Genomic DNA, 25,531 nt, shown 5'->3' on the forward strand with positions numbered 1-25,531 from the left:
GGGGGATACCAAGGCTGTTTAAGAATTTTATACCTTTGGCCGCACAATTCCTGTACCATCAACATTCCACAAAATCATTCCAAAGTCATTATGAAAAAGTTTTTTCCTTACATGTACTGTTTAGCATTACTGCTTTTATCACTGTCCGCACGGAGCCAGTCAGCCGCCGCCCATTACAATGGAAAGATTATTGACATGCACGTGCACCTGGCCATACGGCCCGGAGAAGAAAAGGCTTTCAGCCCCGAACGCACCAATGCGCTGCAGGACGTGCAGGCGCTGATGAAGCGCTTCCCTATCGCCAGATCGGTGATCATTACAATGGCCCGGAAAGGAAATATGCAGGAAACCCGTTTGAATAACGACAGCATTATTACGCTGGCAAAACTGTACCCGGAATTTATCCCGGTATGCTCTGTACACCCGATGGACGGTGCAGCAGCGCTGGACGAAATGAAACGGGTACACGACCGGGGTGTGAAAATTATCAAGCTGCATCCCAACAGCCAACGCTTTGACGTAGCTTCGCCAGAAGTGGATGGAGTAGCCAAAAAGGCCGGAGAGCTGGGGATGGTATTATTATTTGACAGTTACAGCCCGGTAGATGCGGGGGAGATCGGTAAACTGATCCTGCTGGCAGCCGGTAACCCGAATGCCGGGTTTATCTTCGCCCATATGGGACTTGTTAATTTCCCGCAGTTGCTTACCATTGAGGCGCTCAAGAAATATCCCTGGTATAAAAACAATATCTGGTTTGACATCTCTGCCGCGGCCCCGCTTTTAGGCGATTCTCCTTTCCGCGAACAGCTGGTGTGGACAATCAGGAAGATTGGTGTTGACCAGTTCATGTACGGTTCTGATTTTCCGGTATTTGATGCCGCGGAAGCCATCAAAGGTGTACACGCGATGGGCTTCAGCCCGGAGGAAGAGCGTAAAATATTCTATACCAACGCCTGCAGGCTCCTGCAGATTCAGCCCTGAGCAGGGTATATAGCCAGTTTATAAACGCCACAGGCCCGTGCAGGATCGCTGCATGGGCCTGTGTATTTACAGCATGAATGCTATTTTTTAAAAAATGGTTCCAATCTCACTTTCAGCGGTTCCGGCAGGTTGGACTTTGCTTTTGTGCCTGCATGCAGGAACACCAGGGTGGTGACGCCTACGTTCAGCAGCTCGCCCTTCTCGTTGTACAGTTCTGAATGGAACTGGATCTTGTGATTGGCGGGCAACTCTTTCAAGGTGGTCTTTACAGTGATCAGATCATCATACAATGCGGGGCGCAGGTATTTGATCTGCAGCTCCGCCACGGGCATGATCACGCCCTGTTCTTCCAGTTCCCTGTAGGTAAAGCCCAGTTCGCGGATGGCTTCCGCGCGGCCTACTTCGTAATACAGGGCATAATTACCGTAATACAGGTAACCCATCTGGTCTGTCTCTCCGTAACGAACGCGTATGGTAGTAATGGATGTAAACATGTTTATCTTCCAATAAGGCTGTCAAAACTCACACGACCGGGGCCACAAAACAGGATCACGATAAAAGCAGCAAGGTACAGAATAGCTTTCTCTTTTTCAGCGATCGGGTCATGTCCGTGGATCATGAAAAGCGCCACGCCCATTAAGATTGCCAGCGGAATAGCTGCCAGGCGGGTAAGCAATCCCAGGATAATGAAAACAGCACAAAAAACTTCCGCGAAAACCGTCATGCCCAGTGAAGTAGCATGGCCTACATGCAGGGGATCCGGAAACTTATGTGCAAGACCTGCAAAATTCATCAGTTTGGGCCAGCCATGTGTTAACAGCATTGCTCCAAACACCACCCGCAACAACAAAAGGGAAAAGTTAACCGTTCCATTGGTAAAGCCGGCAGAAAAGAGTTTTCTCATAGAATTTTAAATATGGTTTAATTCTTGCTAATAAAATTAGCTGCAAGATAGGGGAATACGCATATGCCAGGGGGTAGAGTTATCCACATTCTGGTTATCCACATCACTGTAGATAAGCTATCAGAGCGAAAAAGGTTTAAACTTTTATATTTGCTACCATTGATTTAGCGTTTACTGGTTTATCCGTTTTCTTCGTTGAATAAGCCTTCGGACTATTGATACCCTACCGTAATTAATTACCTGATGTTCAATAGCCGTGGATCACTGAGAAAACAGGTAAGCCAATAAACTATTTTAACAAATACAAGCGCATGCAATTTATAAGAAAGATCGTGGTTTCCGGACATTTGTATTTATCCCTGCTGGCCGTTACGGGCGCCGGCCTGTTGGCCATCACCCCTGCCCGGGCGCAGCAAACACGCATTTACACCGACCAGGATAAAGTTTTCAAGGATGCGCAGCAGCTCTTTCAGCAGGAGAAATATGCCGTATCCATGCAGCTTTTCAGGCAGGTACTGGATAATATTAACTATTTCCAGGAAACCAACCGATCGCTTGTAAAAACAGATGCGGCGTACTACTACACCGTGTGTGCGCTCAAACTGCAGCAGGCCGACGCGGAGAAAATGGCGCAGCAATACCTGCAACGCACTAACAATAATGCCCGGGAACAGCTGGTCAGCTATCAGCTGGCCAAATACTATTTTCACCGCAACAAGCTGAAAGAGGCCATTCCGCTGTATGAAAAAGCCAATATTGACAACCTTTCCAACGATGAAATAGCCGATGCGAAGTTTGAGCTGGCCTACTGTTATTTCAACGTAAAGGATTTTCAGAAAGCACAGCCCCTCTTTGCCTCCATCAAGGAAATAGAAGGCAAGTACTACATACCCGCTAACTACTACTATGGCTTTATTGCTTATAATAACAGGCAATACAACGAAGCGCTCGCCAGCTTTAAGCGGGTGGAGAAAGAACCTAAATATGCGGGCATCGTTCCCTACTACATAGCAGAGATCTATTACTTCCAGGGCAAAAAGGATGAGGTGATCCGTATTGCGGAACCGCTGCTGCAGAAAGGTAATGTGTACTATGATACAGAACTGAAGCAATTACTGGGACAAGCGTATTTTGAGAAAAAGGACTACAAAAAAGCGCTGCCTTACCTGCAGGAATACCATGACAATGCGGCCGAACTAAGGAAAGAAGATGTTTACCAGCTGTCTTACTGCTACTATCAAACAGGCAACTACAATAAAGCCATCAGCGGTTTTAAACAGCTGAGCGGTGAAAAAGATTCACTGGGGCAAAACTCCATGTACCTGCTGGGCGACTGCTACCTGCGTACCGACCAGAAGGCCAATGCACGTAATGCATTCGCCTTTGGCGCCCGTAACAATTCCAACCCGCAGCAGCAGGAAATATCCCGCTTCAACTATGGCAAGCTCTCTTATGAGCTGGGATACCAGGACGTAGCGCTGACAGAGCTGACCAATTTTGTGAAAACATACCCGCAATCATCTTACAACAAAGAAGCGAAAGAAATACTGGTCAGCCTTTTTGCCAATACGAACAATTACCAGGACGCAATCACCACCATTGAGTCGCTGCCTGACAAGAACCCCACCGTGCTCCGCGCCTACCAGCGGGTGGCCTACGGAAGGGCCACACAACTGGTGAACGACCAGCAGCTGGCTGAGGCAGACCGCCTGCTGGATATTGCCATCAAAAACCCCTACGATCCGAACATCAAACAGCTCGCGCATTTCTGGAAAGCGGAAATCGCCCTGCGCCAGCAGCGTACAGACAATGCCATCATCAACCTCAATTCCTACCTGACCGGCGGCGTACCCGCTTCAGGAGAGGCTAATGCGCAAACGGCCAGCTATAACATGGGATACAGCCTGCTGAAAAAAGAAGATTATACCCATGCCCTGCAGCATTTTGAAGCTGCCCAGCGCGCAAGCGGGCCGAATGCTCCGCGCATTGCCAACGATGCATTGCTGCGCAGCGCAGACTGTTATTACATGCTGAAAGATTTTGGCAAGGCTACCGCACTGTATGACCGGGTGATCGCTAAAAATGATCCGGGCGCAGACTACGCCACTTACCAGAAGGCCGTGATACTGGGCATACAGGGTAAATACAACGAAAAACTGGCCCTGCTGAAACAACTGGGTAACAAATATCCTTCCTCCAGCTTCGGCAACGATGCTGATCTCGAGATCGCCAACACTTACCTGGCCTCAGAAAAATATACGGAAGCTATTCCCTTCCTGGAGAATGTGCTGCAGAAACAACCCAACGGGCCCAATGCTCCGCGGGCGCTGCTCAAACTGGGACTGTGCTATTTCAACCGGGATAATGACAGCAAGGCCCTCTCCTATTACCGCCAGGTGGTAGAGAAATATCCCAACTCCGCAGAAGCAGGAGAAGCGCTGGTGGCCATCAAGGACATCTACATCAGCCAGGGCAAGACCGATGATTATGTAGCCCTGCTGAAAGCCAGCGGCCGTACCGTTACCGCATCTGCAGCAGATTCACTTTCCTATGCCGCAGCGGAGGCCAAGTTCAACGGCAATGATTGCAACGGCGCCACTGCAGCCTTCAACAACTATATCAAACAATATCCCAACGGACAATTCCTGCTGCCCGCTTACTTCTATAAATCAGAATGCGCTTATAACAACAAGGATTATGCGGCAGCATTGCCCGGTTATGAGTTCATCCTCGCCAAGAACAACAGTATTTATGCAGAGCGTGCCGCCCAGCAGGCCGCCAATATCTACTTCTACCAGGTGAAGAATTATGAAAAAGCCCGCAGCTATTACCTGCAGCTGCAGGACCTGAGCACCGGCAAAGAAAATACCCTGACCGCCACCCGCGGCCTGTTACGCAGCAACCTGCAATTACAGCATTGGGATGAGGCAGGCAATTATGCGGAAATGCTGCTGTCTTCTTCCAGCATCAGTACAGATGATCAGATCCTGGGACATTATGCCATGGGCAGATCGCAGCTGGAGCAAAACAAGTATGACGAGGCTATCAGCGAGTTCAAAACTGTGGCAGGTATGACAAAATCAGAGACCGGCGCTGAAGCCCGCTATTATACCGGCGTATGTTACCTGAAAAAGAATGAGCTGGATGCTGCAGAGAAAGCAGGGTTTGACGTGATCAGGAACACGCCTTCCTACGGATTCTGGGTAGCCAAAGCCTATATCCTGCTGGGAGACGTATATACACAACAGAAAGACTATTTCAACGCCAAAGCCACTTTCCAGAGCCTGGCGGAGAATTGCCCGATACCGGAGCTGAAACAGGAAGCCAAAGACAAGCTGGATAAAGTAGAAGCAGCAGAAAAAGCAGCATCGAAGATCAAGTAAAAAAGTTTAAAGTAAAAAGCAAAACGAATGAAGGGTTATACCAAATATATGAGCAGGTGGGGAATGGGAACGATGCTGGCCATTGCAGCCCTTGGACTGCAACAGCGGGTACAGGCGCAAGACTCTCTGAAGCAGGAAACGATCGACATTATCTCTACCTATCAGCCCAAGCTGCGCGATGCCGCCAAGCTGAACCTCACGGCCTCGCTGCCCGGTACGGATACTGCGCGCCCACGCCTGTTATACCAGGTGCCGGCCCTGAACCTGGCCTTCATGTATCAGCCCGTACCTCTTAAGCCCCTGGCCCTGGGTAAGGACTCTTTGACCGCGCTGCAGAATAACTTTGTTAAAGGCGGCTTTGGCAATTACAAAACACCGCTGATCCAGGCCGGGTTTGGCAGCAACCGGAACGAAAAGTTCAATTATGGTCTGTACGGCAGCTTTGTTTCCTCCAAAGGGAATATCAAGAACCAGGACTACAGCGCACTGAACGTGCTGGCCTCCGGCACTTACTACTCTCCCCTGTTTGAGATCAATGGCAGCGTAGGTTTTGACCGCAATGTGATCCATTATTACGGTTATGACCATACGATGTTTGATTTTCCCAAAGGGGATGTAAAGCAGGCCTTTAACCAGGGCACCCTGCAGGTAGGGCTGAAGAATCGCCCGCTGAACGATTGGGCCCTGATGTTTGCCCCCAGGGCGAAGTTCATCCTCTTCAACGATGCCTTTGACCGCAAGGAAAATACGGTGATTATCAATGCGCCGGTGAGCAAGCAGCTGGTGCAGGACCTCTTCCTGAGAGCAGAAGGGGTACTTGATTTCTCCACTTTCAAAGAAGGTAACCAGGAGCAGATCAATAACAACGTGGTCGCTATCCACCCTGCATTTGAGATCATCAAACCGGGCTTTACCCTGCATGCGGGCGTAAATCCCACCTGGACCAACAGCAAGTTCTACCTGTTGCCCGACATCGTAAACGAATCGCACCTGATACGCAAGAAAGTGATCCTGAGCAGTGGCTGGATCTCTTATATCGACAAGAACAGCTACCGGAACCTGGCTAATAAGAACCCCTTCATCGGTCAGTACCCCGCAGGCATCCTGAATACAAGAGTAGAAGAAAAGTATACCGGTATTAAAGGTACGCTGGGTAGTCACTTTAACTACAACACCAAATTTGCAGCGGTTACCTGGTATAACCTGCCCCTGTTCATAAATGACACAACGGTAGGCAATACCTTCCTGATCAAAAATGAAGACCAGCTGCGGGCGTTCCAGCTGCATGCAGAGATCGGTTATATAGAGGAAGAAAAGTTCCAGGTACGTCTGAGCGGCGACTGGTACAACTATAATAAGCAGAACACCGAAGTAAAGCCCTGGCACATGGTGCCCTTCCAGGCCAATCTCTATGGTCAGTATACGGTAGGCAAGAAACTGCACCTGGATGCTAATCTCTATGCTTTGAGCGGCAGTTACTACCAGCTTGCCAATAAGGACTTTGCCAAAACCAAAGGGGCGATCGATCTGAATGCCGGTGCCAATTACGATATTGGCCGCAATTTCAACGTATGGGTCAATGCCAATAACGTCTTTAATTCGCATTACCAACGCTGGAATGGCTATCCCACCTATGGTTTTAATATCGTAGGAGGGGTGATGATTAAATTTTAAAGTTGTAAACTTGCGCAATAATCAAACACCTTGATATTAGAACAGTACATACAGGACGTCCTTTTCAGGCAGCAGGTGTGCATTGTGCCGGGGATCGGCACCTTTACGCTTCAGCATATACCTGCGCAGTATAACATAGTAGACAAAAGTCTTGACCCGCCCGGACAGCGGGTGACCTTTGAAGAAAAATGGACAGACGATGGCTCCTGCCTGGAATGGATCTCGCTGAAAGAGAACCTGGTTCCGGCTATTGCCAGCCGTAAACTGGAAAAGTATATTGAGGACTTCAAGGCCAGCCTGCAAAGCGGCCGCCCGCTGGAATTGCCGGGCATTGGCTCCCTGCAGGCCGACCCCACGGGACATATCAGCTTCAGCCCGGAAACCCTGCCCGGCAGGCCAGATACCCTGCGCCTGCAGCCTGTGCTCCGGCCGGATGCTATCCCAAGTGTAACAGTAGGCACTACAGAAGTAGTAAATAATGAAGTGGTAGACCACTATACTGTACCACCCTGGGAATTGGAGGAACAGCAGTCCCGTTTTAAATGGTGGTGGGTGGCTATTCCTATTGCCGCAGCGCTGGTGGCTACTGCTATCTGGTGGTTTGTGAGCAACCAGGTACCAACGGAATCGTCGGTGGAGGACGCAGCAGTGAGCCCCGCTGCTGTTACAGATACCATGAGCCTGCCGGCGGAAGTGACGCAGACGGATACTGCCGGCGTGGTGGCTGCAGCGCCGGTGGCGGGAGACTCATCCCAGATACTGGAATATTATATCGTATGCGGCACCTATAGCAGCCAGGCTGCTGCCAATAAGCGTGCAGCCAGTTTAAGAACCTTTGGGCAAGACGCTTATGCATACGGCAATAATGACTCTACCCAGTTCAAAGTGAGGATAAAATTCAAGACGCCGGCTTCCGATACAAGTGAAAAGATTAAGTATGTGAAGGCTACCTATGGGGGGAAACACAATGTTTACCTGGAGTTTAAGTAGCTATTGTTTGGCCCCTATTTCCCTGGCTATAATTTCCAGCCCTTCTGCAAAGCTTCTCGGCTGATACCCCAGTTCCTGTACCGCCTTATCGATGACAAAACCTGTTTTAGCCGGACGTTTGGCCGGTTGAACAAAGCTTTTGGCGTTTACCTTCTCGATGAGGCGGAGATCGAGTTTAAAGAACTGGGCGGTTTGTACCGCCATTTCATAAGGCGTCAGCATTTCACTGCCGGAGATATGAAATATGCCGGTAGCCTGCTTGTCTGCCACCAGCTTACAGCCTTCGGCAAGGTCCTGCGCCAGGGTGGGCGTGCGCCATTGGTCGTCTACCACCTTGATCTTCTTACCTTGCTGCAGGTTGTTCTTTACCCATGTAATAATATTACTCCGCTGCATATCGATAGCAGTACCATAAACAAGTACGGTCCTTACAATGGCCCAGGGCAGCTTGCTGTTCCTGATCATGCGTTCTGCCGCTACTTTGCTGGCGCCGTAATAACTGAGGGGGTTGGGGGCATCGTCTTCGCGGTAAGGGCCTTCCAGTCCGTCGAAAATGAAGTCAGTAGAGAGGAACAGGAAGAAGGCATTGTACTTTTCAGCTGCCTGGATGAGATAACGTGTAGCGGCTACGTTGGTATCCCAGCAGGCGTCTTTGTTACGCTCGCATTCATCTACCTGTGTCATAGCGGCCGCATGTATAATGATATCCGGGTGATGTTTTTCCAATAACTGCTGCACGCTGACCGTGTTACGCAGGTTTACTGATTCATAAGTATAACCCTGCCGGGACGGGAGGCGGTTAACGCCTCTGCCTGCCGCGATCACTTCATACCGTTCGTCCGCTACAAAAAGCGGGATAAGATGCTGGCCTAATAAACCGTTACTTCCTGTGATTAAAACCTTCATAGCAGCAATTTATTAAAATTACGAATTATCCCGGCTAGCGGGATAATTCGTACTAACAAATTACTTAAAATCCATCCCTAGATTATACAACGTGAACGCCCATACATCTGTCGCCTCGTCTATTTGTTTGGAGGTAGGTTTGCCACTGCCGTGCCCCGCCTGCGTTTCGATGCGGATAAGCACCGGGTTGGCCCCTGCCTGGCAAGCCTGCAGGGTGGCTGCAAATTTAAAGGAGTGGGCGGGCACTACCCTGTCGTCATGATCGGCGGTAGTAACCAGGGTAGCCGGGTAAGCGGTACCGGGCTTTAGGTTATGCAGGGGTGAGTATTTCAGCAGGTAGCGGAACTGCTCAGGATTGTCGCTTCTACCATACTCAACAGCCCAGGCCCAGCCGATGGTGAACTGCTGGTAGCGCAGCATATCCATTACGCCCACGGCGGGCAGCGCCACTTTGAAGAGATCCGGCCGCTGGGTCATACAGGCGCCTACCAGCAGGCCTCCGTTAGAACCACCCCTAATGGCTATACGTGAAGGGTTGGTATACTTTTGTTGTATCAGGTACTCTGCCGCTCCGATAAAGTCGTCAAACACGTTCTGCTTATGCTCCAGCATACCAGCTTTGTGCCAGGCTTCGCCATATTCGCTGCCGCCGCGCAGGTTCACTACCGCATAGATACCGCCCTGTTCCATAAAGAGCAGGTTGGAAGGGCTAAAGCCCGGGGTCATGGGTATATTAAAACCGCCATAACCATAAAGTAATACCGGGTTTTTACCATTCTGCTGCAGGCCTTTTTTATAAGACAGGAAGATGGGCACGCGGGCGCCGTCTTTACTGTTAAAGAATACCTGCCTGGTTTCGTATTCATCCGGGTTGAAGTTGAGCTTTGGCGCGGTATAAAGGGTAGACTTACCGCTGGCTACATCATATTTATATATCGTGCCCGGTGTAGTAAAAGATGTAAAGGAATAGAACAGCACCTGGTCGTCTTTCTTTCCGTCAAAACCGCTTACTGAGCCTATGCCCGGGAGGACCACTTCCCTGGGGGTAGCTTTTGCGCCCGGGCCGATCTCATACTGGTACATCCGTTCTGAAGCATCTTTCAGGTAGCCTACAAACAGGCGGCCCGCTGCCATACCTGCGCTGGAGAGCACTTCCGGCTTTTCGGGCACGATGGGTTGCCAGTGTTCCTTTTCAGGGTGCTCAGGGTCTATCAGCACCACTTTATAATTAGGCGCATCGTGGTTGGTATGCACCAGCAGCTTGCTGCCAATATTATCTATTACGCCAGGCTGGAAATCGAAGCCTTTGATGAGAAGCTTAAAGTCTTTCTGTGCAGCATTCTGCAGATCGCGGTACCAGATCTCGGCCCCGGAAGTGCCTTCAGAGGTATGGAGAATCAGGAAGCGCTCATCTTCTGTCACACTTACATTTGCATTGCGCATGGGATGTTCTTTGTCTACATACACCAGTTCGTCCTGGTCCTGGGAAGTGCCCAGGCGGTGAAAGTATACTTTCTGGAACTCGTTCTTCTGGGAGAGGCTTTTTTTCTCATCAGGCGCGTCGTAGCGGCTGTAGTAGAAGCCCTCGCCTTTCCAGGAAAGGCCGCTGAACTTGATCCATTCCAGCTTATCGGGCAGGAGGGTTTTGGTGGCTACATCCATTACGAAGGCCTGCTGCCAGTCAGAGCCTGCGCCAGACAGCAGGTAGGCTGCATAGCGATGGTCTTTCGAAAAGCTGACGGAGCCCAGGGCGGTAGTGCCGCTGGCGGACAGCTTATTGGGGTCAAGGAATACTTCGGGAGCGCCGTCGAGGCCCTTCTGGCGGTAGAGGACCGACTGGTTCTGTAAACCGTCGTTCTTATAATAATAGTAATACTCCCCTTCGCGGAAGGGCACGCCTGTTTTAGGGTAATTCCAGAGGACGGAGAGGCGTTTCTTAATGGCATCCCGGAAAGGGATCTTTGCCAGGTACGCATTTGTTACCGCATTCTCTTCTTTGACCCAGGCGGCGGTGGCTTCGCTGTGATCGTCTTCCAGCCAGCGGTACGGGTCCGCTATTTTTACGCCATGATAATCATCTACCGTATCTGTTTTCATCGTAGCCGGATATACCATACCAGCTTGCTGTGCCATTGCACTGCCTGTTAAAATACTCATACACAATACCAATATTTGTCTATAATTCTTTTTTAACATAAGTATAGTTTTTGAAAAAATTTCGGCGATTGTTTAACTAAAATTGAAAATTTAGGTTATTTAACCGGATAACTGTTAGGAAACAAAATCCAAAATGTTATTTTTGTGCGCCCTTTCGGTGTTTTTTTAACAAAATCAATTTAACCACCGGGAAGATAAATATTATATCCTGAATGAAAAAAGTGAACAACATTGCGGTTCTTACTTCTGGCGGGGATGCACCAGGCATGAATGCAGCTGTACGTGCGGTAGTAAGAACAGGTATTTATCATCAGTTGAACGTTTATGGCGTCATGTATGGCTACCGGGGAATGCTGAGGAATGAGATCCTGCCGATGGAATCTAAATCAGTGGCCAACATTATCCAACGTGGGGGCACCATCCTTAAAACAGCCCGTTGCAAGGAGTTTTATGAGCCTGAAGGTAGGAAAAAAGCCTACGAAAACCTGAAAAAGCACAACATTGACGGTTTGGTGGTGATTGGCGGAGACGGTTCCTTTAAAGGAGCCCAGAAATTCTCTGAAGAATTTGACATCCCCTGTATCGGTTTACCGGGGACCATTGATAAAGATATTGCCGGTACAGATTTTACGATCGGGTTTGACACGGCCGTAAATACCGCGATTGAAGCTATTGACAAAATACGCGATACTGCCGATGCGCATGACCGTCTTTTCATTATCGAGGTAATGGGACGTGATGCCGGTTATATTGCGCTGTACAGTGGAATTTCCACCGGTGCAGAACATATTATGATGCCGGAGCATAAGTCTGAAGTGGAAGAGATCATTGCAGACCTGCAGGCTAACGAGCGCCGCCGGAAACTGGTGAACCTGATTGTAGTGGCCGAAGGTCATGAAGCGGGAGGTGCCAACGGCGTGGCGGAGATGATCAAACACGAGCTGCCGAATGCAGATACCCGTGTTTGCATTCTGGGGCACATCCAAAGGGGCGGTTCCCCTACTGCACAGGATCGTATCCTGGCCAGCCGTATGGGTTTTGCAGCTGTGAACGCCCTGCTCGAAGGCACTCATAATGTGATGGTAGGCATTGTAAACAACAAAATCCACTATACACCACTGGACCATGCCATAAAGGCCAAAGAAGAAATGGATTCGGAATGGGTTAAGATGTGTAAAATTCTAGCGAGTTAAAAATAAGCCGTATGAGTACAAAGGATTTATCCAAATATTACCACAAGCAAATGGATCATGAAAAATCCAGGGAACATTCTAACCACAAAACGAAGATTGTTGCCACTGTAGGTCCTGCTTGCGATACCTATGAGAAATTGCTGGCGCTGGTGCAGGCTGGCGTGAACGTGTTCCGTCTGAACTTCTCTCACGGCTCTCACGAAGACAAGGCGCGCATCATCCAACATATCCGTCAGATCAACACCACCGAACCTTACAATGTAGCTATCCTGGCAGATCTGCAAGGTCCCAAGCTGCGTGTGGGTGAGATCGAGAATAATGCGCTGCCCCTGAAAGCAGGCGATATCCTCACTTTTGTGAACGAGAAAGTGGTGGGCACTAAAGAAAGGATCTATGTTTCCTATGAGCACCTGTACAGAGATGTAAAGCCTGGTCAGAAGATCCTGCTGGACGATGGCAAGATCGAGACCGTGGTAAAAGAGGTGACTCCCGCCGGCGAGATCAAAGCAGAAGTGACCCTGCCGGGCGTATTGTCTTCCAAAAAAGGCTTTAACCTGCCTGATACCAAGGTTTCCTTGCCTGCGCTGACAGAAAAGGACCTGATTGACCTGGAATTTATCATTGACCAGGAGGCTGATTGGGTGGCCCTGTCTTTTGTACGGAATGTAAAAGACCTGACCGAACTGCGTAAAAAGCTGAAAGAGCGTAATTCCAAGATCAAGATCATCTCTAAAATAGAAAAACCGGAAGCTATCCAGAACCTGAAAGAGATCATCTGGGAAAGCGACGGCGTAATGATCGCCCGTGGCGACCTGGGTGTGGAGCTGCCGGTAGAGCAGATCCCCATGATCCAGAAAGATATCATCCGCAAGTGTATCCACCGTGCGAAGCCGGTTATCGTGGCTACCCAGATGATGGAAAGCATGATAGACCGCACCCGTCCAAACCGTAGTGAAATCACGGACGTGGCCAACGCGGTGCTGGAAGGTGCTGATGCGGTGATGCTGAGCGGCGAAACCGCTACAGGCCAGTTCCCTGTACTGGTGATCCAGACCATGAAGAAGATCATCGGAGAAGTTGAGAAGGAAGATATCATTTACAACCGTAACCTGATTCCTCACCGTCACTCTTCCACTTTCCTGAGCGACGCCCTTTGCTACAATGCATGTAAAATAGCAGAAGACCTGGATGCTGACGCCCTGATAGGCATGACCCAGAGCGGCTATACCGGCTTTATGCTGAGCAGCTACCGCCCGCGTTCTCCGCTGTATGTATTTACCAAGGAAAGGACCCTGGTGAACCAGCTGAGCCTGAGCTGGGGTGTACGCGCCTTCTACTATGCTGAGGAAGAAAGCCTGGATGATATCGTATTTGACCAGATCAACATCCTGAAAGAAAGAGGCTTCATCAAAGCCGGCGACGTGGTGGTGAACACCGGCAGCACGCCTGTTAAACAGCACCTGCCGACCAACACCCTGAAGATCACCAGGGTAGGCGAATAAGATATTCCGACACTTACAATAGGAAAGGAGGAACAGTACGAGATGTTTCTCCTTTTTTTATAGAATACTGCTATTCATGGAAAAAGTATCCCTTTAGCGCATTTAAGCCTTAAATTTGAGGCCTAAAATAATTCTATGGGTACTTTCAAGAGCATATACCCGTATACACTGGAAACCATTGCCGAGTACGCAGCGCACACCAATGAAGAGATAGCGCGTAAGCTGGCGCTGGGCCACGCCGCTTACCGGGAGCTACGGCAAATGCCGCTGCAGCAGCGTTGTGACCTGATGCTGAAGGTGGTGGCCCTGTTGAGGAAGAACACCACTGCATATGCCACCGTGATCACCCGGGAGATGGGCAAAACACTGAAAGAGGCAAAGGCGGAAGTATTAAAATGTGCCACCAGCGCAGAATACTATGCGCAAAATATGAGCGATATATTACGGCCCAAGCCCATTACTGCGGATGCGCGCAACAGCTATGTGGCCTACGAGCCCAAGGGCGTGATACTGGCCATTATGCCCTGGAATTTCCCTTACTGGCAGGTATTCCGCTTTGCCATTCCCAATTTACTGGCCGGCAATACCGGCCTGCTGAAACATGCCAGCAACACGAGCGGTTGCGCACTGGACATTGAAAAGATCTTCCTGGAAGCCGGCTTTCCCGAAGGCGCGTTCCAGGCCCTGCTGGTATCTTCCAAAAACATAGAACCGATCATCGCCGATGTCCGCGTACAGGGCGTTACGCTTACCGGCAGCACGCCGGCAGGTATGAGTGTAGCGCAGCTGGCAGGCAAATACATTAAAAAGACTGTACTGGAATTGGGCGGCAGCGATCCTTTCATTGTACTGAAAGACGCCGACCTCGAAAAGGCCGCTGCTATAGCCGTAAAGGCCCGTATGCAAAACGCGGGGCAGTCCTGCATAGCCGCCAAACGCTGGATAGTGGAAAAGGAGATCGCAGCTGCCTTTACGGATAAAGTAAGCAGCCTGCTGCAGCAGATGAAGCAGGGAGACCCGCTGGCAGATGACACACAAATGGGCCCGATGGCCCGGCCCGACCTGGCTGATGACCTGGCCCGGCAATTACAGCAAAGTTTGCAACAGGGCGCCAGGCTGCTGGCAGGCGGAACGCACGAAGCCTGTAACTTTGCCCCTACCCTGCTGAGCGACGTACAGCCCGGGATGACCGCTTTCCAGGAGGAGACCTTTGGGCCCCTGGCTGCGGTGATCACCGCGGAGAATGAGCAGGCAGCCATTGAGCTGGCTAACCAGACGCCGTTTGGCCTGGGCGCGGCGCTATGGACCAACGACCTGGAAAAGGCCACACGCCTTGCCACACAAATAGAAAGCGGCAACGTGTTTATCAACGACATGGTACATTCAGATGCCCGCCTGCCTTTTGGCGGCGTTAAGCAATCCGGCTACGGCAGGGAGCTTTCATCCGAAGGTGCCCACGAATTTCTGAACATTAAGACCGTGTACGTGAAATAACAGCAATGCTGCTTCCTATATCTACATATGAAACAACAAACTAAACCAGTGCGCTACTCTCCTTACATCACCATCAGCAGGGAAGAATGGGCTAAAAGAAGAGACGATGCCATTATACATTTCGAGAACGACCTGTATAAGCTGCAAGGCCTGAATGAGCCGCTCACATCAGAAGAAATATTGCAGGTCTATCTTCCGCTCTCCAGGTTACTGAACCTGCATGTAACAGCCGCGCAACAGCTGCATGCCACTACCAGCAAGTTCCTCAACAACCATGCACATAAGGTGCCCTATATCATTGGCATCGCAGGCAGTGTAGCAGTAGGCAAAAGCACCACTGCCCGTGTACTGCAACGCCTCTTGTCTGCCTGGCCCAATCATCCGCGGGTAGACCTGGTGACTACAGACGGCTTTTTATATCCCAACAAGGTGCTGGAACAGAAAGGGCTGATGAATCGTAAAGGCTTTCCTGAAAGTTATGATATCAGAAGGTTGATACAGTTCCTGGCAAATGTTAAATCGGGCATGGAAAAAATCGCTGCGCCCATTTACTCTCACCTGGAGTATGATGTGATGTCTGACAACCTGCAATGGATAGAATCACCTGATATCGTGATCGTGGAAGGTATTAACGTGTTGCAGGTAAGAGCACGTAAAGAAAGGGAGCCGGCTGTATTCGTGTCTGATTTCTTTGACTTCTCCATCTATGTGCATGCAGAAGAGAAGCACCTGCGGCAATGGTATATTTCACGTTTTGAATCACTGCGTCGTACCGCCTTCCAGGACCCTCACTCCTACTTTCACCGTTACGCACACCTCTCAGACGACGAAACAGTGGCGATGGCCACACAGATTTGGAACGAGATTAACAAGCCTAACCTGGAAGAAAACATTGAGCCTACACGTTACCGCGCCAGCCTGATACTGGAAAAAGGCAGCCATCACTTTGTACAATCCATACAATTAAGAAAGACCTGAGACGGAAACTAACAAATGTTAAGCCGGTGTAAGGGCCAGGCGACAGATATTTGCAGTATAAAATTTATCTGTTATGGCTTTTCTATCCGGTTTGCTTTCTATAGGCGCATTGCTGCTGCTGACAGGATATATCTTTAACATTCCTTACCTGCAACAGCTGCCTGTTGACGCCCGTATATCCGCTACTGTTATGTTTGTGCTGATAGGCTGCATGCACCTGGCAAAGCCGGAAAAACTCAGCTATATGATAGCAGGCATGCTGCCTTATGCACATGCGCTGGTGATCATCAGCGGCGTGCTGGAGATGGTACTGGGCATTGGCTTACTCTTTCCATCTACACGTGTGTATGCTGCCTGGGCGTTGATCGTATTATTGATACTCATGTTTCCTGCCAACATTCGAGTAGCTGTAAAACAATTACCCGCGCCGGGCGGCTTGCCTGCAGCGCCCTGGTATACCTGGAGCCGGCTGGCCTTTCAACCTATATACTGTATATGGATATGGTGGGCTGCCATTGCCGCACACTAACATGAAAAAGCCCCGTTCTGTACGAACGGGGCCTCCCAAAAATGTCTATGACGCTACACTACTATCCTACCCACTGATTAATGTGGCTGCCGTTACCGGAGCTCAGTTCACGGGCAGAGATCGTAAATGAGATCGTCATCGGGTTCGGATTGTCTGAATCAAAGCTCTCTTCGAACTTTACCAGATAGCCTTCCTTGAATTCAACAGTTTTCAACTTTGAATCTGAATCCCTTTTGTAGAAGGTGATCTTGCCATCTTTTCTTTCAAAGTTGTTGACCATCCATTCAAAGAGATCGGTTTCTCCGGTTGATTCTACTGTTAAGCGGATACGGCCGCCGCGGGTGATTGCGGATGGACGGCCAGTCGCGTCTACCTCCTGACTGAGGTCATAGCTGCAATGTTTCACTACAAATTTTTTACCAGCTACTTCGAATTCGGATTTGAAGGACATGGGTTAAATGTTTAAGGTTACCAAATAAAAAAAATACCAAGAAGTAATAATAAGTATGATAACCAAATTTAGTGTATACAACTAAGGTAGACAAGCCAGCAGAACGGATAGAATGATAATTTAACAAATAAAATTTATACTAATTTTTAAAATTACTAATGTAACATAGCCGGCGCCGTTATCTTCCGGGTGTGCTTGCAGAAAGCCTTCTATAGTAGTCAAGCTGGCTCTGGGTTTGATTTAGCTGCCCTGTAAGGTCTTGTACTTTTTCCTTCAGTTCTGCGATGGTTTTTTGTGCGTCCTGCAAACCGCGCAACTGTTGTTTGCTTTGATGCAATGCGAGGCCAATCTGCACAGAGTTATCATAAAGGCTATAATGGCTCACCACATCTTTGGGAATAGCGTTGTGCATATCAGATAAACGTTTGGCCACTTCCTGGTCCATATAGATCGCATTCTGGTTGGGCATATTGATAGAATCCAGGTTGGTCTTGACTTTCTCGAGGTTTTGCAGGAAGGATGCCTGGAATGCTTCCTCCTTGCGGAAGGTGCCCAGCTCTTTCCTGAGCTCGGTATTTTCTCTTACCGGCACCTGGTAATTAAAGAAGATGGCCAGCACAAAAAGTCCTACAGTAACAACGAAAAATAAAAGGAACCATAAAAAGGCGGTTGTTCTTTCCTGTTTGTTTAATACTTGCATGTTTTTAAAGCTTTTAGCTGTTAGCTTTTGGCAATTAGCCTGTAATGTTTTACAGGTTTATTTGCTGGGTAGTATTTTAATATGATAGTATGCATTTGGCTAATAGCTAAAAGCTAATAGCTAATAGCCAACAGCTGTTTTATCAGTCTGTGAAAAACCAGCGTTTGGTTTTATGTTTGCGCAGGTATTCGCTGTCTTCCGGCGTTTCTTCTTTCACGAATATGCTGCTGTCTGTTTTGCGGCCGATGTAATCGAGACGGCTGAGACTATCAAAGAGTTTATTTATTGCACGTACAAAGGGGATCATGGGTTGCAGGCATTCCCTGATATCAACATGTTTGTAACGGATGTTGGCGCAGTTCACCATGAGTGCTTCCAGCTCGCCTTGTTTTAGTTCACACCATTCACTGAAATAGTTAAGCAGTTCTTCCTTACCAGCGCTGGCGCGCTGATCTATCGCGTTCTTCATCACGCGGGCCAGGCCTGCTATCACTTCCAGCATGGCAGCCGGCGGCAGGTATAATCCAAGCCATCGGAACTGTGAGATGCGTGTGCCCAGGTACTGTACTACTCTTTCAGTGATGTAGAGCACTACCTGTGCAAGGTCGTTATCCTGTTTACGGGAATAAATCTTTTGTACGATGTGCACACCATAGAGCTCCATCTGCCCCAGGAACTGATCCAGTTCCTGGTGAAGGTCTGCAAGCGCGGGATGTGCGGCCGTAATGGAACAGGGAGGAATATAATCATCATCCAGCTGAGGGCGGGCATCCTTTACCGCTATCCTACCCAGGATCATCTGGTAGCTGCCCAGCTGTCCCTGTGGCAGCTGTGATACCGGCGTGATGTGCAGGGTATATTCCGGCGTGGCATATGGCAGCCGGGGCGGATCTTCCTGCAGCAGAGGCTCACCGCTGGGCTGGCGGTTAAAGGGATTTACCTGGATTAATATATAGTATGCTGACTCTGTATGACGGGGATCCCAGTTGAATACCGTTTCAGGAAAGGTAGTAGCATACTTGAGTGAATGCACGGTATGTTCAGGGATCTCAATACGTGCGCCACCGGGTGTTATTGCCCTGCACTCTGTGAGCTTGATCCGCCACTGATGTTGGTTATCTGTTACAAACCAGCATCGCAGGGATTCTTTCTGTTCTGCCTTAGGTGGCAGCAGTCCATAATTCTGTGCATGCAGGCCAACTGTGATGGCATCCCGGATCTGGTCGAGCATCGCATTTTCGGTGTCGATAAAATGCTGCTTCTTGATCTTCATTCCATCCACCCAGTTAACGGGAAAATATTTTAAGGGCTCTGCCATAAAAACGATGTTTAAGAAATAGTTACTCGGTTACAAATGATCACACTGTTCTCCTGTATCCCATTCATAAAAACAGGCTTTTGGGGATCCAGTGTTTTAGCGCCTGCCAGCCAGCGGGGTTTGAGATGGAACACCCATCCATAGGGTTGTCCGTTCGTATCCATGAAGTCGATAGGCGTATTGGGATAGCGATCGTTATAATCGTTGATAAAGTGATAAAAGAGATCGCCCAGGTCCATTTTGATGGGCGTACGGGCCCTGAAGTAAATACGGGCGTTGTCGTTGGCTTTTTTCTCCAGCTCAAACCCTATTACGATCAGATCTCTCATTTCATCTTCGTTTACTTCCGGCGCTTCTTTATACAAGGGATACTGCCACCACTTGTGCACTTTGGCAGGAATGGCCATCATCTTTTCAAAGGTCTTATACACAAAAGTTGGCAGCACAAATGAGAACATGGAGGTGAGCATGGGGTAATAAAGGTAGGTGCCTTTAGACATCCAGTAGTGCATCAGTATTGACAAGCCGCCTCCGAAGAGCCAGATGGCTACAATAAACGCCAGCTCTGAGCCCAGTGTTTTCTCATTTGCCCAAAATCGTGTATACATAAAATGGCAGTGTACAATACCTAATCCCAGGAACCACACCATGTAGAAGATGTACTGGCTCATCAGGTTCTGGTGGGTGAAGAGATAAGGCAGGGAGGCTACCACACCAAATACGAGCGCCATAAAAAAGAGATACCAGAGGGCTCTTTTTTTATAGAGGGCAAAGTTTCTGATAAAGCGGCTTAACAGGGCCACCACCAGGGAGCCGATGGCCAACATAGCCGCTACAACAAAATATATTTTCGCTTTTAGTAACATACCAATGAATGTATATCAAAAATAATTCCGGTTAAAGGAACATGTTATATCCCATGATGCCCTCTTTAGGGTTTGCATCTGCTACAGCTGCTCCCTTTTCGCCTGCGTTCGGTTCGAGGATAGTTTCAATTTCGACATCAGCGGGCAATAAAAAGCTGTAACAGGTTTCCAGCAGCCGGCCATAAGGCTGCCATGGTAAATAATCGTATATACGGCGCTGTTGGAGGGGTCCGATGGTCACTTTCATCAGCGGCATATCGGTGTAAAAATCTTCTCCGGCCAGCGTATCCGTTCCCAGGCGGCACTCGCCCAGCGGAACGCCGCTGCTGCTCTTTACCTGCTGCGGTGCATGGTCGCAAACAATACTTACTTTTTCTTCCAGTATCACCTGCAGGCATAACTGCACCAGCGCAATATTACCGGCAATGCGATGCATGTAGGGCAACAACTTTACAAGGCGGTTCACAGGAACACGCGGCAGGTCGGGGCTGATATTCCAGAAAGAAAGGAATAGCTGGTCAGCATCTTTTCCAAAGGCATCGAACAACAAATGCTTTTCTCTTTGCTCCAGGAAAACACGTTGTAAAAAAAACTCATGTTCTATGGGCCTGAAGAATTTGCGGGCCTGCAGCTCTTCCTGCTGTTGCTTTTTATAATTGGCGACCATCTCACTCACACCGCCACGGCGCTGCGATGAGAATTCATGGAACAGTCCTTCGGGCAGGCGATCGTACAAGCCATCCCGTGAGAGCTGCAGCGTGATGAAGGGATGATAAGGCTGCGAATCATCGAGCTTCACTCCCAGTATATCACGCGCAAAAGCACGGCTGAACACGTTCTCCATTTGCACGGTAACGGCATCCTGCTGTACCTGATTATCCAGCAGTTCACCCACTACTACTTCGGCTCTTACGTCTTCATGCAAACAACGAATATGGTCTATCACTTCTTCCAGCACAGCCGCTTTTTGTGCATTGTTCGCCATTTAAGATATTATTTACGGTTTTTCTGCGGTTAGTATTGATATGAACAATTGTGTAATATGTTAGTTCGGTTTTTCGGGTTAATACCAATTCATATTTAATGGCAATTTATCTAAAAAATTATTTAAAATTGCAAAAACGTGAAAAACCGATGGCCCCACCTAAATCACCCAACGAGCGAAAAGTTAACTCGGTAAGACCTTTCAGCAGCATCACCAGCCATATTGACCCGATGGTGTTGTATACCTTCCTGGCCTTGCTGGTTATCAGTGTAGCGATACTGGCTTTCAAGGCCGGTACGCATCAGGATTGCAGTAATATGAGCATTGCATTCAGCAGTCGTCTGCATGGTGTAAATAGTGCTTATACAGTAGGTGAAGTGATCACTTTCAAAGCCAATAACGGAGGTGATACACGCTCTGCCTATAGCTGGAATTTCGGTGATTCAAGCGCACAGCAGCAGGGGCAACAGGTATATCACTCCTTTGCAGAGGCTGGTAATTATACCATCACCTTACAATCAGGTAAATGCAGCTGGCAGCAGGATATACGTGTAGTGATGCCTGTTCCTGTAAATACAGCGCCACCGGTATCGGATGTATTTCCGGTGATAGAAGGGCCTGAAGAAGCCTTTGCAGGAAGGCCTGTTACCTATCGTAATAAGACGCCCGGCGCCAACCGCTGGGAATGGAGGCTACAGCAGCCCAATGCAGAAACCCATGGTGGTTCTTCTCATACATATACCTTTAGCAGCCCGGGAGAAAGGATCATCACGCTTGTAGTGAACGGGGATTCCAGCCGCATGGTGAAGAAACGTGTACAGGTATTTCCCGCCCCGGTTAACAACCGCTCAGATAATTTTGTACCACCGCCATTCCCTGCACAGGAGACAAAACCGGAGCCTGCTATAACGCCGCAGCCGGAGAAACCCAAAGTACCTTCCATTACAGATGATGAATTTCGTGTAATGCTTACTCAGCTGAATAACAAGCAGAAAAACGTGCAGGATTTTGCACCCTACCTGTGCAATAACCTGAACGCACGTGTACTGCTGAACGATAAGGATGTGAAAACATTCAATGAGTTCTGTAATGCCATCCGGGGAAAGAAACGCGTCAAGATAGAGATGGTAAATCTTATCAAGGATCCTGAAGGCTGCGTAAAAGAGATCAGGGTACGGTATGATAAAAAAGGTTTTCTTGGCATATTTTAAGAACAAGACATGAAAGGACAGTACTATCGGTTACCGCTTGACCTCTCGCGTATCCTTCAGAAAAAGGATATGCCTGTATGCAACCTGGAAGAATCGGTAGGGCAGCATATACACCTGCTGATCACTACCGTGCTGGGAGAGAACAAAGATGATCCTGATTATGGCTGCCAGCTGTGGGACACTGATTTTGACATTAAAGCCACTAATAACGAGATCAAGGAACAGGTGGAGAATGCCATCAGGCAGGCGATCATCCGATATGAAAAAAGATTGGTGCAGATAAGGGTAACTGCTTTTGTGAGCCAGGAGGAACTGGCGATGGTGAGCGGAAAGAAAATAAAGAAAAAAATTAAGGTAAGCGTTAACGGCACACTGGCCAAGAATAACAATCCCTTTCATTACAGCAGCTATTTCTTTGTAAGCCCCTTGTCTTTTGACTGATACAGATTATGAAAGAGAAAAAAGAACGCATAAAGGACCGGATGTTAAAAACGGCGGCGCGCCTGTGGGGGTATCCTGATGTGGAAGTTGAAACATCTTTTGATCCCATTGTGCAATTGCTGCTTGAAGCCTGCGCCAGCGAGCTGGAAAAGATATCCGGCGAGGTGGATGTATCGCATGCCAGGCTGGTAGAACGGCTGGCGCAGATCATGATGCCGGAGATCGTTACCAGCAGCCAGCCGGCTTATGGTATACTTCATGCCAGCAGCAATGAAACGACGACCACTATCAACGCAGACCATCAATTCTTTTATAACAACAGGGCCAGTCACGACAGCCAGGATATCTTCTTCAGCCCTGTTACACCCCATAAGCTTTTCCGCGGACATATCCGTTATATGGCCATTGGCAGCAAACTATTTGAAAGCAGGGACCATTGGTTCAAGGAGCAGGTATTGCAGGGAACCATCCTGCCGAATGCAGCGCCTAACCATATGTGGCTGGGCCTGTCTGTAGATGTGGCGCCCGAAAGCTTTGAGGGCCTGTCTTTCTTCTTTGACCTGCGCAATATCCATCAGCAGGAAATGTTCTACTACTACCTGCCGCAGGCCCGCTTCTTCATAGACGAGCAGGAGCTGCCTTTGCAAAGCGGCTATTATCACAGCCGCCGGGAGCAGGAAGAAGAAGTGGATACGATGATGAACCTGGCCTTTGATACCAATGCGCGGTATGGCCGGGAGGTATTGCAACGCTACCGCCGTCACTTCCTGACGGTGACGAAGACTGCAACAGCAGCCAAAGGCAGTACAGCAGCACCGGAAGTACTGCGGCAAACCTTTGGAAAGGACTGGGCCATTGTTGCGCCCAATATCACCTGGATAAGAGTAGAGTTCCCGGAGGCCTTACATCATAGCTTGCTCGAAGATCTGTATTGCAATACGAACTGCTTTCCGGTGATCAACAAACAGCTGAACGAACAATCGCTGAAGCTGAACCGCTACCTGAATATTATTCCCCTGCATACATCCGATATCTTCTTTGACGTAAAAAGAGTATATGACCTGGGGGGCGCTGATTACCATGTGCGCAATTTCACTACTGCAGGAGAAATGCAGGAAGGAGAGCTGGTAGTGCGCAGCAGTGGCATAGGGCGCTTTGATTCCAGGGAGGCCAAGGAGATCATTGCCTATCTCATTGAAGTGATACGGGATGAAAGCTCTTTATTTGAAGAAGTGAAGAACGATTATGTAGCGGGCCGTATGCGGGAACTGCATCAGCTGATCGCCTCACTGGAAGAACAGCTGCAGCCATCCAGCAACAAAGGGAATATACCTTACCTGATGGTGAAGCCAAGAGAGAACGCCAGCTACCTGTTTGTAGAATTCTATACTACCAACGGTACTGCCGCCAATAATATACGGATGGGAACCCGCCTGCAGGAATATGGGAATATTCATGTACAACCCAACAGTATCACGTTAGTCACCAATACGCAAGGGGGAAAAGACCGGCTAAGCATTGATGAAAAGATTAACCAGTACCGGTATCACCTGCTGTCTCATAACAGGATCGTTACACCCGAAGATATCAAGGCGCTCTGCAGGTTTATTTTAGGCAATGAGCTGAAAACAGTAACGGTAAGCAAGGGGGTCAGCCTGCTGCCAGGCGGTGCTGCGGGCTATAGCCGGAGTATTGATATACGTATTGTACTGACCAGGCCTATGGATAAATATACCAACGGCAGCCTGGCCTATCTGAAGGATGAACTGCTGACGCAATTAAAGGAACATTCTGCGAACAACTATCCTTACCGCATATTCATGAACGACACGCTGGTATAGCTAAGTACTTTTTACCAGCTTTACGGTGCCTCCCTCTTTGAGCTGGGTTAAGGGCACTCCCTTATTACCATCACTATCACATAATACCAGTGTAGCGCCAAACCCAAGGTCTACATAAACACGATTGCTTACCAGCCATCCCCTGCCGGAGATATTGGTGTTCTTGCTGATGTACACGCCGTCTGCCTGCAGATCGTCCAGCAGCTGTACGCTGACCAGCTGGCCGTCTGTAAAGGAAGCGCTGTTATGCAGACGGGCCGTGTAGGTGAGTGCAGGTGCTTTAGCCAGTTTCCTCCCTACATTGATACGGATGGTCTTAAAGGCAAGATCATTATCCGGGTTAGCACCGCTGGCAAACACAGAGGCATTGGTTGCATTCTTATTAAAGACATTAAAGCCAAAACCGGGAAGGTAGAGCTCCGGGCTTTCAAACAATTGTTTTACGGCAATGATCTTGTAGATATACTGGGCTGTTTCATTGTTCAGCATGAGCTGGTAATAATCTTTACTACCCTGTTTGCGTATGTTGCGAGAGATATTACCAGCGCCCGCATTGTAAGCCGCTGCTGCCAGGGTCCAGGATTGGAGCTGAATATATAGCTTACGGAGCAGCACACAGGCTGCCTGGGTGGACTTCAGCAAATGGTTGCGCTCATCATATCCATCGCCTACTACCAGCCCCAGTTCTGCAGCAGTACCGGGCATGAGCTGCCATACACCCTGAGCGCCTACCGGGGAAGTAGCGTTCGTGAAACCGCTTTCTACCACGGGCAGGTATTTAAAATCTTCCGGGATCTGGTATTGTTTCAGTATGGGCACTATGAGGGGGAAGTACTGCTCTGACTTAGCTTTCAGCAGGGGCAGGAAGTTCTGATGTCGCAGCTGTCCCTTGATCACATCCATGAGCCGGTAGGATACAAAGTCGCGCTCCATCGGCACCGCCTCGCCGCAGAAGTCAAGCTGCTGGGCTTTCACTGTGTTAACATACAGGCATAAAAGCAATATGAGGTACCTAACCATCATGACA

General features: G+C 49.0%; 22 protein-coding genes. 12 read left to right on the forward strand and 10 right to left on the reverse strand.

Going from position 1 to position 25,531, the window contains the following annotated elements:
• Window positions 1–90: 90 nt before the first annotated feature.
• The gene (locus ACR9Y8_RS08910) at window positions 91–981 is read left to right on the forward strand and encodes an amidohydrolase family protein (protein ID WP_481212901.1); all 891 of its coding nucleotides are present in this window, start codon (window positions 91–93) and stop codon (window positions 979–981) included.
• An 80-nt stretch (window positions 982–1,061) separates the two neighbouring features.
• On the opposite strand, the gene ACR9Y8_RS08915 is transcribed toward ACR9Y8_RS08910, so the two are convergent.
• On the reverse strand, window positions 1,062–1,475 hold the full coding sequence (locus ACR9Y8_RS08915; protein WP_481212902.1) for an acyl-CoA thioesterase: 414 nt from the start codon (window positions 1,473–1,475) through the stop codon (window positions 1,062–1,064).
• A gap of 2 nt (window positions 1,476–1,477) precedes the next feature.
• Complete coding sequence (locus ACR9Y8_RS08920) at window positions 1,478–1,885, reverse strand: DoxX family protein (protein WP_481212903.1); 408 nt, start codon at window positions 1,883–1,885, stop codon at window positions 1,478–1,480.
• Window positions 1,886–2,196: 311 nt separating this feature from the next.
• Here ACR9Y8_RS08920 and ACR9Y8_RS08925 point away from each other — a divergent pair, with 311 nt between their 5' ends.
• Genes ACR9Y8_RS08925 through ACR9Y8_RS08935 form a run of 3 tightly spaced genes read left to right on the forward strand, consistent with a single transcriptional unit; the run spans window position 2,197 to window position 7,932 of the window.
• Window positions 2,197–5,268, forward strand: a complete 3,072-nt coding sequence (locus tag ACR9Y8_RS08925; RefSeq protein ID WP_481212904.1) for a tetratricopeptide repeat protein — start codon at window positions 2,197–2,199, stop codon at window positions 5,266–5,268.
• A 27-nt stretch (window positions 5,269–5,295) separates the two neighbouring features.
• A complete protein-coding gene (locus ACR9Y8_RS08930; RefSeq protein ID WP_481212905.1) occupies window positions 5,296–6,942 on the forward strand; it encodes a hypothetical protein in 1,647 nt (548 codons plus the stop codon).
• 30 nt (window positions 6,943–6,972) lie between these two features.
• Complete coding sequence (locus ACR9Y8_RS08935; protein WP_481212906.1) at window positions 6,973–7,932, forward strand: HU domain-containing protein; 960 nt, start codon at window positions 6,973–6,975, stop codon at window positions 7,930–7,932.
• Here the strand turns inward: ACR9Y8_RS08935 and ACR9Y8_RS08940 are convergent, their stop codons facing one another.
• Together ACR9Y8_RS08940 and ACR9Y8_RS08945 are read right to left on the reverse strand one after the other, a co-directional pair.
• Complete coding sequence (locus ACR9Y8_RS08940; protein ID WP_481212907.1) at window positions 7,933–8,838, reverse strand: SDR family oxidoreductase; 906 nt, start codon at window positions 8,836–8,838, stop codon at window positions 7,933–7,935. It abuts the gene before it with no gap.
• 60 nt (window positions 8,839–8,898) lie between these two features.
• Entirely contained in the window at window positions 8,899–10,995 is a 2,097-nt protein-coding gene (locus tag ACR9Y8_RS08945; protein WP_481212908.1) for a prolyl oligopeptidase family serine peptidase, read from the reverse strand.
• Window positions 10,996–11,207: 212 nt separating this feature from the next.
• Between ACR9Y8_RS08945 and pfkA the strand changes: the two genes are divergently transcribed.
• From pfkA to ACR9Y8_RS08970, 5 genes are all read left to right on the forward strand, one after another.
• Window positions 11,208–12,188, forward strand: coding sequence for a 6-phosphofructokinase (gene pfkA, locus ACR9Y8_RS08950; protein WP_481212909.1), 981 nt, complete (start codon window positions 11,208–11,210; stop codon window positions 12,186–12,188).
• An 11-nt stretch (window positions 12,189–12,199) separates the two neighbouring features.
• Complete coding sequence (gene pyk, locus ACR9Y8_RS08955; RefSeq protein ID WP_481212910.1) at window positions 12,200–13,690, forward strand: pyruvate kinase; 1,491 nt, start codon at window positions 12,200–12,202, stop codon at window positions 13,688–13,690.
• A 135-nt stretch (window positions 13,691–13,825) separates the two neighbouring features.
• Entirely contained in the window at window positions 13,826–15,184 is a 1,359-nt protein-coding gene (locus ACR9Y8_RS08960) for an NAD-dependent succinate-semialdehyde dehydrogenase (RefSeq protein ID WP_481212911.1), read from the forward strand.
• 27 nt (window positions 15,185–15,211) lie between these two features.
• Window positions 15,212–16,162, forward strand: a complete 951-nt coding sequence (gene coaA, locus ACR9Y8_RS08965; RefSeq protein ID WP_481212912.1) for a type I pantothenate kinase — start codon at window positions 15,212–15,214, stop codon at window positions 16,160–16,162.
• 73 nt (window positions 16,163–16,235) lie between these two features.
• Window positions 16,236–16,691: a DoxX family protein gene (locus ACR9Y8_RS08970; RefSeq protein ID WP_481212913.1), complete on the forward strand. Its 456-nt coding sequence runs from the start codon at window positions 16,236–16,238 to the stop codon at window positions 16,689–16,691.
• A 61-nt stretch (window positions 16,692–16,752) separates the two neighbouring features.
• Here the strand turns inward: ACR9Y8_RS08970 and tssD are convergent, their stop codons facing one another.
• The 5 genes from tssD to ACR9Y8_RS08995 form a co-directional block, all read right to left on the reverse strand.
• On the reverse strand, window positions 16,753–17,142 hold the full coding sequence (gene tssD / locus ACR9Y8_RS08975; RefSeq protein WP_481212914.1) for a type VI secretion system tube protein TssD: 390 nt from the start codon (window positions 17,140–17,142) through the stop codon (window positions 16,753–16,755).
• A gap of 178 nt (window positions 17,143–17,320) precedes the next feature.
• Window positions 17,321–17,842, reverse strand: a complete 522-nt coding sequence (gene tssO / locus ACR9Y8_RS08980) for a type VI secretion system TssO (protein WP_481212915.1) — start codon at window positions 17,840–17,842, stop codon at window positions 17,321–17,323.
• A gap of 142 nt (window positions 17,843–17,984) precedes the next feature.
• A complete protein-coding gene (locus ACR9Y8_RS08985) occupies window positions 17,985–19,160 on the reverse strand; it encodes a hypothetical protein (RefSeq protein WP_481212916.1) in 1,176 nt (391 codons plus the stop codon).
• Window positions 19,161–19,171: 11 nt separating this feature from the next.
• On the reverse strand, window positions 19,172–20,026 hold the full coding sequence (locus tag ACR9Y8_RS08990; protein ID WP_481212917.1) for a TssN family type VI secretion system protein: 855 nt from the start codon (window positions 20,024–20,026) through the stop codon (window positions 19,172–19,174).
• Window positions 20,027–20,057: 31 nt separating this feature from the next.
• Window positions 20,058–21,011 carry a type VI secretion system baseplate subunit TssG gene (locus ACR9Y8_RS08995; RefSeq protein WP_481212918.1) on the reverse strand — a complete coding sequence of 318 codons (954 nt, stop codon included), beginning with the start codon at window positions 21,009–21,011 and terminating at the stop codon, window positions 20,058–20,060.
• 128 nt (window positions 21,012–21,139) lie between these two features.
• Between ACR9Y8_RS08995 and ACR9Y8_RS09000 the strand changes: the two genes are divergently transcribed.
• Genes ACR9Y8_RS09000 through ACR9Y8_RS09010 form a run of 3 tightly spaced genes read left to right on the forward strand, consistent with a single transcriptional unit; the run spans window position 21,140 to window position 24,504 of the window.
• Window positions 21,140–22,222, forward strand: a complete 1,083-nt coding sequence (locus ACR9Y8_RS09000; RefSeq protein ID WP_481212919.1) for a PKD domain-containing protein — start codon at window positions 21,140–21,142, stop codon at window positions 22,220–22,222.
• 9 nt (window positions 22,223–22,231) lie between these two features.
• On the forward strand, window positions 22,232–22,663 hold the full coding sequence (locus tag ACR9Y8_RS09005; RefSeq protein WP_481212920.1) for a GPW/gp25 family protein: 432 nt from the start codon (window positions 22,232–22,234) through the stop codon (window positions 22,661–22,663).
• Window positions 22,664–22,671: 8 nt separating this feature from the next.
• The gene (locus tag ACR9Y8_RS09010; RefSeq protein ID WP_481212921.1) at window positions 22,672–24,504 is read left to right on the forward strand and encodes a hypothetical protein; all 1,833 of its coding nucleotides are present in this window, start codon (window positions 22,672–22,674) and stop codon (window positions 24,502–24,504) included.
• Here ACR9Y8_RS09010 and ACR9Y8_RS09015 read toward each other — a convergent pair whose 3' ends face one another.
• Window positions 24,505–25,527 carry a lytic transglycosylase domain-containing protein gene (locus ACR9Y8_RS09015; RefSeq protein ID WP_481212922.1) on the reverse strand — a complete coding sequence of 341 codons (1,023 nt, stop codon included), beginning with the start codon at window positions 25,525–25,527 and terminating at the stop codon, window positions 24,505–24,507.
• Between the last annotated feature and the right edge of the window lie 4 nt (window positions 25,528–25,531).

Source organism: Chitinophaga sp. SVR4-12A, assembly GCF_056754765.1.